The organism is Streptomyces venezuelae (genome assembly GCF_008642275.1).
GTDB lineage: Bacteria > Actinomycetota > Actinomycetes > Streptomycetales > Streptomycetaceae > Streptomyces > Streptomyces venezuelae_E.
In genome coordinates, this window is sequence record NZ_CP029189.1 from 2,126,659 (window position 1) to 2,138,768 (window position 12,110).

At 71.5% G+C, this 12,110-nt stretch carries 11 protein-coding genes; 4 read left to right on the forward strand and 7 right to left on the reverse strand.

All coding sequences use genetic code 11. The features are described 5' to 3' along the window. Window positions 1-121 precede the first annotated feature (121 nt). Window positions 122-1,096: a carbohydrate kinase family protein gene (locus DEJ51_RS09010; protein ID WP_150257125.1), complete on the reverse strand. Its 975-nt coding sequence runs from the start codon at window positions 1,094-1,096 to the stop codon at window positions 122-124. Window positions 1,097-1,227: 131 nt separating this feature from the next. Here DEJ51_RS09010 and DEJ51_RS09015 point away from each other — a divergent pair, with 131 nt between their 5' ends. Together DEJ51_RS09015 and DEJ51_RS09020 are read left to right on the forward strand one after the other, a co-directional pair. Next, window positions 1,228-1,467: a hypothetical protein gene (locus DEJ51_RS09015; RefSeq protein ID WP_150257126.1), complete on the forward strand. Its 240-nt coding sequence runs from the start codon at window positions 1,228-1,230 to the stop codon at window positions 1,465-1,467. A 71-nt stretch (window positions 1,468-1,538) separates the two neighbouring features. Then, complete coding sequence (locus tag DEJ51_RS09020; RefSeq protein WP_150257127.1) at window positions 1,539-2,996, forward strand: hypothetical protein; 1,458 nt, start codon at window positions 1,539-1,541, stop codon at window positions 2,994-2,996. Between the two features lie 154 nt (window positions 2,997-3,150). On the opposite strand, the gene erpA is transcribed toward DEJ51_RS09020, so the two are convergent. Continuing rightward, on the reverse strand, window positions 3,151-3,507 hold the full coding sequence (gene erpA / locus DEJ51_RS09025; RefSeq protein ID WP_030010511.1) for an iron-sulfur cluster insertion protein ErpA: 357 nt from the start codon (window positions 3,505-3,507) through the stop codon (window positions 3,151-3,153). 293 nt (window positions 3,508-3,800) lie between these two features. Between erpA and nadA the strand changes: the two genes are divergently transcribed. Next, a complete protein-coding gene (gene nadA / locus DEJ51_RS09030; protein ID WP_150257128.1) occupies window positions 3,801-4,988 on the forward strand; it encodes a quinolinate synthase NadA in 1,188 nt (395 codons plus the stop codon). A gap of 76 nt (window positions 4,989-5,064) precedes the next feature. Here nadA and DEJ51_RS09035 read toward each other — a convergent pair whose 3' ends face one another. The 3 genes from DEJ51_RS09035 to cobS all read right to left on the reverse strand — a co-directional run bounded on the left by DEJ51_RS09035 (window position 5,065) and on the right by cobS (window position 9,918). After that, window positions 5,065-8,205: an efflux RND transporter permease subunit gene (locus tag DEJ51_RS09035; RefSeq protein ID WP_150257129.1), complete on the reverse strand. Its 3,141-nt coding sequence runs from the start codon at window positions 8,203-8,205 to the stop codon at window positions 5,065-5,067. 136 nt (window positions 8,206-8,341) lie between these two features. Beyond that, a complete protein-coding gene (locus DEJ51_RS09040; protein ID WP_223835720.1) occupies window positions 8,342-9,064 on the reverse strand; it encodes a response regulator in 723 nt (240 codons plus the stop codon). A 32-nt stretch (window positions 9,065-9,096) separates the two neighbouring features. Beyond that, window positions 9,097-9,918: an adenosylcobinamide-GDP ribazoletransferase gene (cobS, locus tag DEJ51_RS09045; protein ID WP_150257130.1), complete on the reverse strand. Its 822-nt coding sequence runs from the start codon at window positions 9,916-9,918 to the stop codon at window positions 9,097-9,099. 70 nt (window positions 9,919-9,988) lie between these two features. On the opposite strand from cobS, the gene DEJ51_RS09050 reads away from it, so the two are divergent. Next, a complete protein-coding gene (locus DEJ51_RS09050; protein ID WP_150257131.1) occupies window positions 9,989-10,762 on the forward strand; it encodes a hypothetical protein in 774 nt (257 codons plus the stop codon). Window positions 10,763-10,858: 96 nt separating this feature from the next. On the opposite strand, the gene pspAA is transcribed toward DEJ51_RS09050, so the two are convergent. Both pspAA and DEJ51_RS09060 read right to left on the reverse strand, forming a co-directional pair. Then, window positions 10,859-11,137, reverse strand: coding sequence for a PspA-associated protein PspAA (gene pspAA / locus DEJ51_RS09055; RefSeq protein WP_150257132.1), 279 nt, complete (start codon window positions 11,135-11,137; stop codon window positions 10,859-10,861). Window positions 11,138-11,150: 13 nt separating this feature from the next. Continuing rightward, window positions 11,151-11,945 carry a PspA/IM30 family protein gene (locus tag DEJ51_RS09060; RefSeq protein WP_150257133.1) on the reverse strand — a complete coding sequence of 265 codons (795 nt, stop codon included), beginning with the start codon at window positions 11,943-11,945 and terminating at the stop codon, window positions 11,151-11,153. Between the last annotated feature and the right edge of the window lie 165 nt (window positions 11,946-12,110).

Sequence of the window (12,110 nt, forward strand, 5' to 3'; positions counted from 1 at the left end):
GCGGAGCCCGGGAAACGGAGAAAGGGCGGGGCGGGGAGAGCTCCGCGCAGCGGCGGCCCCACCAGGCTGTGCCCGGACCCGCCGCGGGGTCCGGGCGGAGCCCGAGCGGCTCAGGCCGGCGTCACGCCAGGTGGGCCTGGACCTCCGCCGCGGCCTCGTCGCCGTAGGCCTTGGTGAAGCGCTCCATGAAGTGGGCACGGGCCAGCGCGTACTCCTGGGTGCCCAGGGTCTCGATGACCAGCGTCGCGAGCATGCAGCCCAGCTGCGCCGCACGCTCCAGGCCGACGCCCCAGCCCAGACCGGTCAGGAATCCGGCGCGGAACGCGTCGCCGACGCCCGTCGGGTCGACCTTGGCCGTCTCCTCGGGGCAGCCGACCACGATCGGGGCCTCGCCGACGCGCTCGATCCGGACGCCGTTCGAGCCGAGGGTGGTCACGCGGGTGCCGACCTTCGACAGGATCTCCTCGTCGGTCCAGCCGGACTTCGACTCGATGAGGCCCTTCTCGTACTCGTTCGAGAAGAGGAACGTCGCGCCCTCCATCAGGGTGCGGATGTTGTCGCCGTCCATCCGGGCGATCTGCTGCGAGAAGTCGGCGGCGAAGGGGATCCCGCGCGTGCGGCACTCCTCGGTGTGGCGCAGCATCGCCTCGGGGTCGTCCGCGCCGATCAGGACCAGGTCGAGTCCGCCCACCCGGTCGGCGACGGCCTTCAGCTCGATCAGCCGGGCCTCGCTCATCGCACCCGTGTAGAAGGAGCCGATCTGGTTGTGGTCGGAGTCCGTGGTGCACACGAAACGTGCGGTGTGCAGCACCTCGGAGATCCGGACGGACTCGGTGTCGACGCCGTGCCGGTCCAGCCAGGCGCGGTACTCGTCGAAGTCGGAGCCGGCGGCTCCGACCAGGATCGGGCGGCTGCCGAGCTGCCCCATGCCGAAGCAGATGTTCGGGCCGACACCGCCCCGCCGGACGTCGAGGTTGTCGACGAGGAAGGAGAGGGAGACCGTGTGCAGCTGGTCGGCGACCAGCTGGTCGGCGAAACGGCCGGGGAAGGTCATGAGGTGGTCGGTGGCGATGGAGCCGGTGACTGCGATGCGCACGGCGAGGACGCTCCTGCTGAGGACGGCGAGGGACAGTCAAAACTACCCGGTAAGGAGCCCTGGGCTGTACCCCGGAAACTACCCCTTAGTAGGTCTTTCTTCGCGTGAGGTCCGATGCCTACGGTGCCTGCATGACCTCTACCGACGGTTTCGGCTGCTCCGAGTACACCGCCGACAAGCGCGGCGCGGAAGCCTCGCGCCGGCCAGGTTTCGCCCGCCTGCTGGGTGACTGCGCCCGGATGGCCCCGCACTGGGCGGTCCCGGCGGGACCCCGGCCGGCCCGCGTGACCCCTTCGCAGATCCACGGGATCAGCGTCCCCCCGGCCTCGGCACGGCTGATCGCCGCCACGTCCGTGTACGGGGACCAGTAGGAGGGAACCGGTTGCGCTCCCGGTCCGTCACACCCGCATCAGGTACGACGGACCGGTGAAGGAGCGATGCGGTGACCAGCGAACGACCCGACGACACATCACGCGGCACACGGCGGCGGCCCGCCTGGGCCGTCGGCTCGATCGCGGCCGCCGTCCTGCTGGCGGGCGGCGGCACCGCGTACTGGGCGTCGACCGCCTACGGCGACGGTGGATCGGGCCACCGTACGGCTGACAGTGCGGCCTCCGCGCCCCGCGACGCGGGAGACCCCTCGGGGCCGGGCATCGCGCCCGGGGAGCCCGATCCGTCCGGCGAAGGCGTGGTGTACCGGACCGACGTGAAGCTTCCGGAGGCCCCGGCCAAGGCGCCCGCGTACGCGCTGTCCGGCGAGATCACCTCGGCGGAGGTGGCCCGTCTCGCTGCGGCCCTGGGCCTGCCCGGCGAGCCGCGGCTGAACGGGGACGTCTGGGTGGCCGGGGAGGCCGCCGACGGCTCCGGGCCCCGGCTCACGGTGGCCCGTTCGGCGCCGGGGACGTGGAACTTCGCCCGCTTCCAGGCTCCGGTCGGCGGCGGCAGCGGCGCCGGGGACGACTGTGCGCGCGGCAAGGACACCTGTGGCCCGGCGACCCTGCCGCAGGACCCGGGGGCGAGTGCGGGCGGCGGGGCCGAGACGGGCAAGCCGGTGTCGGAGGAGGCCGCCAAGGCCGCGGCGGCCCCCGTGCTGGCCGCCGCGGGAGTGGAGGGGGCCAGGCAGGACGCCCGGATGAACCAGGGTTCGGTGCGGGTGGTGGCCGCCGACCCGGTGGTCGGCGGGCTGCCCACGCAGGGCTGGTCCACGAAGGTCAGCGTGGGCTCCGACGGCGCGGTGGTCGGGGCCAACGGGGAGCTGAAGGCCCCCGTACGGGCGGCCGACCAGCAGGTGGTCGGGGCCGTGGAGGCGCTGGCGCGGCTGAACGCGAGGTCGGGCGGCCGGGAGGGCAACCCCGAGCCCAGCGGATGCGCGAGCGCGGTCCCGCTGTCGGCGGACGTCCCGGCGGCCACGGACGCGGTGCCGTGCAACCCGGAGCCGCGGCCGATGAAGCCCCCGCGGACGGAGACGGTGAAGGGCGCCGTGCTCGGGCTGGTTCCCGGCACGGTGAACGGGGCGCGGGGTCTGGTTCCGGCGTGGTTGTTCGAGGTGGCGGGGCAGGGCGGTGCGCCGGGCCACACGGTGGCGCAGCCTGCGGCGGCGCAGGAGAGCACCCCCGGTCCCGGGTCGAAGGACGCACGTACCGTGACCGGGTTCTCGTACGCGGAGGCCGGCCGGAAGCTGACCGTGAACTTCTGGGCGGGTGCGTGCAGCACGTACGCGCTGGAGGCGAGGGAGTCGGCCGATTCGGTTGTCGTGAAGATCACGGACACCCCGAACAAGCCGGGTCAGGCCTGCATCATGCTGGCGCAGGAGATGTCCTTGACGGCGACGCTGGAGCAGCCGCTGGGCGACCGGAAGGTGATCGACGCGACCACGGGCAAGCCGATCCCCCGGCAGTGACCGGCCGTCCCCGGCAGTGACCGGCCGTCCCGGGCAGGGCCCGGTGCCGGTGTGCGACGAGGGCCCGCCCCCGGTCGGATGCGACCGGGGGCGGGCCCTCGTCATGCGTGCGTGCGGACCGGCCGGTGTTCAGGACCCGGCCGGACGTTCAGGCCTAGCTGAACGAGTCGCCGCAGGCGCAGGAGCCCGTGGCGTTGGGGTTGTCGATCGTGAAGCCCTGCTTCTCGATGGTGTCGACGAAGTCGATGGAGGCGCCGTGGAGGTACGGGGAGCTCATCCGGTCCGTGACGACCTTCACACCGTCGAAGTCCTTCACGACGTCGCCGTCGAGGGAGCGCTCGTCGAAGAAGAGCTGGTAGCGCAGGCCGGAGCAGCCGCCGGGCTGGACGGCGACGCGGAGCGCCAGGTCATCGCGGCCTTCCTGCTCCAGCAGGGTCCTGACCTTCTCGGCGGCGGCGTCGGACAGGAGGATGCCGTCGCTCACAGTGGTCTTGTCGTCCTGTACGGACATCTGCATTCACTCCCGAAGTGGGCGGCTCCCCGCCGGGGGCGGGGAAACGTCGGACTCTTGCCGTCGGTGGCAACGAGCGGGACCGCGGATTCATTCCGGGACCCGACGCTTGTTTCAGATATTCCATGCTCGCACACCGCGCGCGGGGGCGGACCCGGCGAATCGTGGGCTGATGCGTCACATTGACACTATCGGCATCGTCAAACTGACGTGAAGCGGTTATGATAGATAGCGTCAAGTAGACGAGAAGTCGAAGCGATGATCCAGAAGTCCCTAGTCGCAGAACAGAAAGGGTGCGTGTCGTGACCACCGCCCAGCCTTTGGACGTCCAGCCGACGCCCCTTGCCCTGCTGCTGCTCGGCCGTGAGGCCGACCCCAAGAGCGAGCGCGGGGTGGAGTGCCCCGGCGACCTGCCGTCGCCGTCGGACCCGAACCTCGTGGAGCGTGCCCGCGCGGCCAAGGAGAAGCTCGGGGACAAGGTCTTCATCCTGGGCCACCACTACCAGCGTGACGAGGTCATCGAGTTCGCGGACGTCACCGGCGACTCCTTCAAGCTGGCCAAGGACGCGGCCGCCAAGCCGGAGGCCGAGTACATCGTCTTCTGCGGCGTGCACTTCATGGCCGAGTCCGCGGACATCCTGACCTCGGACGACCAGAAGGTGGTCCTGCCGGACCTGGCCGCCGGCTGCTCGATGGCCGACATGGCCACCGCCGAGCAGGTCGCGGAGTGCTGGGACGTACTGACCGAGGCCGGTGTCGCCGACGTCACGGTGCCCGTCTCGTACATGAACTCCTCCGCCGACATCAAGGCCTTCACCGGCAAGCACGGCGGCACGATCTGCACCTCGTCCAACGCGAAGAAGGCCCTGGAGTGGGCGTTCGAGCAGGGCGAGAAGATCCTCTTCCTCCCGGACCAGCACCTGGGCCGCAACACGGCCGTCCGCGACATGGGCATGTCCCTGGACGACTGCGCGCTCTACAACCCGCACAAGCCGAACGGCGGCCTCACCGCGGAGCAGCTGCGGAACGCCAAGATGATCCTGTGGCGCGGGCACTGCTCGGTGCACGGCCGGTTCTCGGTCGACTCGGTCAACGACGTCCGCGCCCGGATCCCCGGCGTGAACGTCCTGGTCCACCCCGAGTGCAAGCACGAGGTCGTGGCGGCCGCGGACTACGTCGGCTCGACGGAGTACATCATCAAGGCGCTGGAGGCGGCCCCGGCCGGTTCCAAGTGGGCCATCGGCACGGAGCTGAACCTGGTCCGCCGCCTGGCGAACCGTTTCGCCGCCGAGGACAAGGAAGTCGTCTTCCTCGACAAGACGGTCTGCTTCTGCTCGACGATGAACCGCATCGACCTGCCGCACCTGGTGTGGACCCTGGAGTCCCTGGCCGAGGGCACCCTCGTCAACCAGATCCAGGTCGACAAGGAGACCGAGAGCTTCGCGAAGCTCGCGCTGGAGCGGATGCTGGCGCTCCCGTAGCCGCTCCTCCCCCGTACGTGCCCGAAGGGCCGCTCCCCGGTCGAGGAGCGGCCCTTCGGCCTTCGTACCGCAGGTGTCAGGCCTTGGCCGGAACCTCGTCCTCGGCTGCGGCGGGAGCCGGGACCACCGTCAGGCGGGCCTCGCGCTTCGCCGCGCGCTTGGCGCGGCGGCGCTCCTTGCGGAGCTCGACCATCGTGTAGAGGGTCGGCACCAGCAGCAGCGTCAGGACGGTGGAGCTGACCAGGCCGCCGATCACCACGACCGCGAGCGGCTGCGAGATGAAGCCGCCCTCGCCGGTGACGCCCAGCGCCATCGGGAGCAGCGCGAAGATCGTCGCCAGGGCCGTCATCAGGATGGGGCGCAGCCGGTGCCGGCCGCCCTCGACGACCGCTTCGACGACGCCCAGGCCCTGGGCGCGGTACTGGTTGACCAGGTCGATCAGGACGATCGCGTTGGTCACCACGATGCCGATGAGCATCAGCATGCCGATCATCGCCGGGACGCCCATCGGGGTGCCGGTGGCGATGAGCAGGCCGAGCGCGCCGGTCGCCGCGAACGGGATGGAGACCAGCAGGATCAGCGGCTGGACCAGCGACCGGAAGGTCGCGACCAGCAGCATGAACACGATCGCGATGGCCGCGAGCATGGCCAGGCCCAGCGAGCCGAAGGCCTCGTCCTGGTCCTCGGAGACGCCGCCGATGGAGGCGGTGGCGCCCTCCGGCAGGTCCAGGGCCTTGAGCTTGGTCTGCAGCTCGGCGCTGACCGCGCCGGTGTTGTCGCCGAGCGGCCGTGCCGTGACGGTGGCGGCGCGGGCGCCGTCGATCCGGGTCATCGCGACCGGTCCGGGGACCTCCTTGACCTCGGCGATGTCACCGAGCCTGACCGGGCCGACCGGGAGCGCCTGCAGTTCGGCCAGGGTGGTGGCCGGCTTCGCGGACCTGATGACGATGTCCCGCTCGGTGTCGTCGAGTACGGCCTTGCCCGCCGGGTTGCCCCGGACGGCCTGCGCGACGACCGCGCCGAGCGCGGCCTGGTCCAGGCCGGCCTCGGCCGTCTTGGGGGTGGCGGTCACGGAGATGCGGGGCACGGACTGGGACAGGTCGCTCTGCACGTCGGCGACGTTCCCCAGCTTCGCGACCTCGGCGCGGACCTGCTCGGCGGCCTCGGCGAGGACCTTGCCGTCACCGGCCTTGACGACCACGCTGAGGTTCTGGCTGCCGAAGCCGTCGCCCGCGACGATGCGGGTCTCGCCGATGCCGTCGAGAGCGGCCAGCTTGCTCTCGATGCCCTTCTTGACGGCGTCCGCCTTGCCGGAGTCCTTCAGGCTGACCTGGTACGAGGCCTGGTTGGAGCCCGTACCGCCGCCGAAGGCCGCGAGGAAGCCGGAGGAGCCGACGGTGACCTGGTAGCTCTTGACGCCGTCGACCGAGGACAGCACCTGCTCGATCTTGCGGCTCGCCTCGTCGGAGGCCGCGAGCGAGGTGCCGGGGGCGAGCTCCTGCTTGACCGTCAGGACTTCTTGCTCGCCCTGGTCGAAGAAGTTGGTCTTCAGCAGCGGGGTCATCCCGAAGGTGCCGAAGAGGACGACCACCGCGATGGCCACACTGGTGAGCCGGCGGCGGGTGGCGAAGCCCAGGACGCGGACGTAGAAGAGCTGGAGGCGGCTGCGCGCCTCCTTCTCCTCGGCCTCGCGGCGGGCCTTGGCCGCGCTCTCGGCGTTGCCGGGCTCGACGCCCTTGGGCGCGCTCAGGAACCAGTACGAGAGCACCGGTACGACCGTCAGCGAGACGAGCAGCGAGGCCAGCAGGGCGGCGGTGACGGTGAGCGAGAAGGAGCCGAAGAGCTCGCCGATCATGCCGCCGGTGAGGCCGATCGGGAGGAAGACGGCGACGGTGGTGAGGGTGGAGGAGGTGACCGCGCCGGCGACCTCCTTGACCGCGGTGATGATCGCGGCCTCGCGCTCCTCGCCGTAGCCGAGGTGGCGCTTGATGTTCTCCAGGACCACGATCGAGTCGTCGACGACGCGGCCGATGGCGATGGTGAGGGCGCCCAGGGTCAGCATGTTGAGCGACAGGTCCTGGGTCCACAGCACGATGAGCGCGAGGACGACGGACAGCGGGATGGAGACCGCCGTGACCAGCGTCGAGCGCAGCGAGGCCAGGAAGACCAGGATCACGATCACCGCGAAGAGCAGGCCGAGCAGGCCTTCGGTGGTGAGGCTGGAGATGGACTTGGCGACGGCCGGGCCCTGGTCGCTGACGACGGTGAGGTCGGCTCCGGCGCCGAGCGTGGTGCGCAGCCCGGGCAGCTTGTCCTTGACCGCGTCGGAGATGGCGACGGCGCTGCCGTCCTTGTCCATGGTGAGGACGAGGGCGAGGCTGGGCTTGCCGTTGGTGCGGGTGATGGAGACGGCCTTGGCCGGCTCCTGCTTCACGGAGGCGACGTCGGCGAGGCGGACGGCCGGCTTGCCCGTACCGGGGCTCAGGCGCAGCTCTTCGAGCTGGGCGAGGGAGGTGTAGCCGCCGCCGACGCGTACGGTGCGGTTCTTGCCCGCCTCGTCGAAGGAGCCGGCGGGGACGGCCGCGCCGCCCGCCTGGAGGCCCGCGGCGAGCTTGGCGCCGTCGAGGCCGGCGGCCGCGAGCTTGGCGGTGTCGGGGGTGACGGTGACCTGGAGGTCCTGGACGCCGTCGACGGTGACCTGGCCGACGCCCTCGATGTCGGAGAGGACGGGGACGACGGAACGTTCCAGCTGGTCGGCGAGCGCCTGCTGGTCCTTGTCGGCGGTGACGGCCAGGATGACGGTCGGGATGTCGTCGGTGGAACCGGCCACGACCTGCGGCTCCACGTCGGCGGGCAGCCGGACGCGAGCCCGGTTCACGGCCTGCTGGACGTCGGCGACGAGCTGCTTGGTGCCGCTGTCGCCGTAGTCGAAGGTGGCCATGATGAGGGCGTTGCCCTCGCTGGCGGTGGAGGTGATGCCGGTGAGGCCGTCGACACCCTTGAGCATGGCCTCGATCGGTTCGACGACCTGCTTCTCGACCACGTCGGGCGAGGCGCCCTGGTACGGCGCGAGCACGGACACCATCGGCAGTTCGATGGAGGGCAGCAGCTGCTGCTTGAGCTGCGGGATGGCTATGGCGCCGAAGAGCAGCGCCACGATCGACACGAGGCCGACCAGGGCCCTTTGGGCCAGGCTGAAGCGGGACAGCCACGACATGGGTATGAGATCTCTCTGCAGTGACGAACGCGAGGGCACTCCTACCCTGTCGCACCGCCGCGGGGGGTTTCGTCGCTCGCAGGTGCCGTCCTTATGTGCGGCATACCGCGAATGGAGTACGCCGTACCGGGCGGTGCTACTCCGCGCGGGGGCGCACCAGTCCCGATTCGTAGGCAATAACCACCAATTGGGCCCGGTCGCGGGCGCCCAGCTTGGCCATGGCCCGGTTCACGTGGGTCTTGACGGTCAGCGGGCTGACCTCCAGCCGCCCCGCGATCCCGTCGTTCGACAGCCCGGCCGCGACGTGCACGAGGACCTCGCGCTCGCGGACGGTCAGAGCGGCGAGCCGCTCGGAGTGCGCCCCGGCCGAAGACCCGGCGGCGGCCGGGCCGCCGCCTTGGGCGAGGAAGGTGGCGATGAGCCCCTTGGTGGCGGCCGGCGAGAGCAGCGCCTCACCGGCCGCGGCGACGCGGATGGCGTTCAGCAGCTCCTCGGGCTCGGCACCCTTGCCGAGGAAGCCGGAGGCTCCGGCCCGCAGGGCCGAGACCACGTACTCGTCGACCTCGAAGGTCGTCAGCATCACCACGCGCACACCGGCGAGTTCCGGATCCGCGCTGATCATGCGGGTGGCGGCGAGCCCGTCGGTACCGGGCATCCGGATGTCCATGAGGACGACGTCCGGGCGCGTCCGGCGGGCGAGCTCGAAGGCCTGCGCGCCGTCGGAGGCCTCCCCCACGACCTCCATGTCGGCCTCGGAGTCGACGAGCACCCTGAACGCGCTGCGCAGCAGCGCCTGGTCGTCGGCGAGCAGCACCCTGACGGGCGCGGCGGAGGGCAGGTCCGTCACAACGTGGTCCACGGGGTGAGCGTACGCGGACCCGCCACCGGCGCTCAGCCCAGGGCGAGGACGATCAGGGCGGTGGTCGCCGCGACCTCGGCGAGGGCGCCGAAGACGTCGCCGGTGACCCCGTCGAAGCGGCGTACACAGCGGCGCAGCAGCAGTTCGGCGGCGAGCAGGGCGGCCAGGACCGCCGCCGCGCTGCGGCCTGCGGCGGGCAGTCCCAGCGGGAGTGCGGCGGCCGTGGCCAGCACGACGACGAGGACGGCGATCAGCAGGGCGGCGGGCCGCGGGACCGCTCCGGCGACGGCGGCGCCGAGCCCCCCGGGGCGGGCCGCCGGGATGCCGTCCCTGCAGGCCAGGGTCATGGCGAGGCGGGCGGCCACGGCGGCGACCACGGCGGCGAGGGCGCCGCGGGTCCAGCTGTCGGCGTAGATGTCGGACAGGGCGGCCACCTGCAGGAGCAGCACGATCACCAGGGCCACGACACCGAAGGGGCCGATGTCGGACTGCTTCATGATCCGCAGGGCCTCGTCCGCGGGTTTGGCGCTGCCGAGGCCGTCGGCGGTGTCGGCCAGGCCGTCGAGGTGCAGCGCGCGGGTCAGCGCGGCCGGTACGGCGACGGTGACGGCCGCGGCGAGCAGCGGGCCCGCGCCGAGCAGCAGCAGAAGCACCCCGGGCAGGGCCGCGAGCACCCCCACGACCAGCCCGGCGAGCGGGGCGCAGGCCATTCCGGTGCGGGCCGCGGGGCGGTCCCAGCGGGTGATGCGGGCGGGCAGCACGGTGAGGGTGCCGAACGCGAAGCGGACGCCGTCGGGGAACGAGGCGCGTTCCGGGGGCGGCGTCTGGGGCGGGCCGTCGTACGAATCTGTCATCGGCGGGAACGGTACCCGTTCGTCGCGGACGGTAAATTACCCATTACATGCCAAACAGGGAGTCAGTGGGATGGGTCACTGGTGGTACCGGAACATCGTCGAGCCGGGGAAGCTGCCGCTCCTGCTCGCGCTGCTCTCCTTCGTGCTGTCGTTCCTGGTCACCCGCATGATCACCCGGATGATCCGGGCCGGTCGGGGGCCCTTCAAGAACGTCACTCCGGGGGGTCTGCACATCCATCACGTGGTGCCGGGCGTGATCCTCGTGATCATCGGGGGTTTCGGCGCGGTCGGCAGCGGCCGGTACGGCTTCGGCGCGTACGCCTCCGCCGTGATCTTCGGTCTGGGCGCGGGCCTGGTCCTGGACGAGTTCGCGCTGATCCTGCACCTCGACGACGTCTACTGGAGCGAGCAGGGCCGCAAGAGCGTGGAGCTGGTGGTGATCACGGCCGCCGTCGTGGCCCTGGTCATCGGCGGGTTCGTGCCCTTCGGGGTGAACGACCTGTCCAGCGAGGAGCGGCAGAGCCGCGGCCTCGTCGTCATGAACGGGGCCACCAACTTCTTCCTGGCCCTGATCGCCCTGTGGAAGGGCAAGGCGCGCACCGCGCTCTTCGGCCTGGTCGTCCCCCTGGTGGCGCTGGTCGGCGCGATCCGGCTGGCCCGGCCGGGATCCCCGTACGCGAAGCGGTTCTACGCGAACCGGCCGCGGGCCCGGGCCAAGGCCGGGCTGCGCGCCTTCCACCACGACCGGCGCTGGGCGGGGCCGCGCCGCAAATTCGAGAACTTCATCGGCGGGACCCCCGACCCGGACCACCCCGTCTCCCTGGAGAAGCCGCCCGGGCCCTGACGACGACGGCGGGCCCTCCCCCGTCGAAGGGGAGGGCCCGCCGTCGTACCGTCGGTGTGCCCGGTCCGTCCGGGCCCGGCCCGCGCCGGCCCGCGCTCAGCCCGGGATCAGGCCGTCGTCGCTGAGCATCTCCCTGACCTCGTCCAGAGCGGCGTCGGCAGCGGGGAGGATCAGCTCGGACGGCTCCAGTGCGTCGTCCGGCAGCGGCGTGCCGAGCCGCCGGACGGCGTCGAGCAGCGCGCCCAGCGTCCGCCGGAAGCCCTCCTCGTCACCGCCCTCCATCTCCGAGAGCAGTTCGTCGTCCAGCCTGTTGAGCTCGGGGAAGTGGCTGTCGGCCACTTCCACCTGGCCTTCCCCCATGATGCGGACAATCATGACGGGCCCCGTCCTACTGCTTGTCGAACCGGTGCGGAGTCTGCGTCTGCTGGCCGTCGCCCTGGGCGCCGCCCTCGATGGCCTGCTGCTGGGCGGACGGGCCGCCCGCCAGCTCGGCCTTCATGCGCTGGAGCTCCAGCTCCACGTCCGTACCGCCCGAGAGGCGGTCCAGCTCGGCCTGGATGTCGTCCTTGGAGCCGAGGCCGCTCTGGTCGTCGAGCGCGCCGGAGGCCAGCAGCTCGTCGATCGCGCCGGCGCGGGCCTGCAGCTGCGCGGTCTTGTCCTCGGCCCGCTGGATGGCCAGGCCGACGTCGCTCATCTCCTCCGAGATGCCGGAGAAGGACTCGGCGATGCGGGTCTGCGCCTGGGCCGCCGTGTACGTGGCCTTGATGGTCTCCTTCTTCGTGCGGAAGGCGTCGACCTTGGCCTGGAGGCGCTGGGCGGCGAGGGTCAGCTTCTCCTCCTCGCCCTGCAGGGTCTGGTGCTGCACCTCCAGGTCGCTGACCTGCTGCTGGAGCGAGGCGCGCCGGGACAGGGCCTCACGGGCCAGGTCCTCGCGGCCCAGGGCGAGCGCCTTGCGGCCCTGGTCCTCCAGCTTGGCGGACTGGCCCTGGAGCTGGTTCAGCTGCAGCTCCAGGCGCTTGCGGGAGGTCGCCACGTCGGCGACTCCGCGGCGCACCTTCTGCAGCAGCTCAAGCTGCTTCTGGTACGAGTAGTCGAGGGTCTCGCGCGGGTCCTCGGCCCGGTCAAGGGCCTTGTTCGCCTTCGCGCGGAAGATCATCCCCATACGCTTCATGACACCGCTCATGGGCTTCGCGCGCCCCCTTCTAGACGGACTGTGCTCCAGGTCACCGACAGGACCCACAGTACGGGCCCTGTCTCCATTACCGCACTGTTCGAGTACGGATGCGCTCCTCCTCCAGGACGACTACACCCGCGCCCCGTCAGGCGTAAGGAGTAGGTGATCCCAGGA

Bases quoted from the DNA above. Each gene is read 5' to 3' on its own strand.
- DEJ51_RS09060 (WP_150257133.1), bottom strand. From the start codon at position 11,945: ATGAGCGGTGTCATGAAGCGTATGGGGATGATCTTCCGCGCGAAGGCG.
- erpA (WP_030010511.1), bottom strand. From the start codon at position 3,507: ATGTCCGTACAGGACGACAAGACCACTGTGAGCGACGGCATCCTCCTG.
- DEJ51_RS09035 (WP_150257129.1), bottom strand. From the start codon at position 8,205: ATGTCGTGGCTGTCCCGCTTCAGCCTGGCCCAAAGGGCCCTGGTCGGC.
- DEJ51_RS09015 (WP_150257126.1), top strand. From the start codon at position 1,228: ATGACCTCTACCGACGGTTTCGGCTGCTCCGAGTACACCGCCGACAAG.
- DEJ51_RS09050 (WP_150257131.1), top strand. From the start codon at position 9,989: ATGGGTCACTGGTGGTACCGGAACATCGTCGAGCCGGGGAAGCTGCCG.
- pspAA (WP_150257132.1), bottom strand. From the start codon at position 11,137: ATGATTGTCCGCATCATGGGGGAAGGCCAGGTGGAAGTGGCCGACAGC.
- cobS (WP_150257130.1), bottom strand. From the start codon at position 9,918: ATGACAGATTCGTACGACGGCCCGCCCCAGACGCCGCCCCCGGAACGC.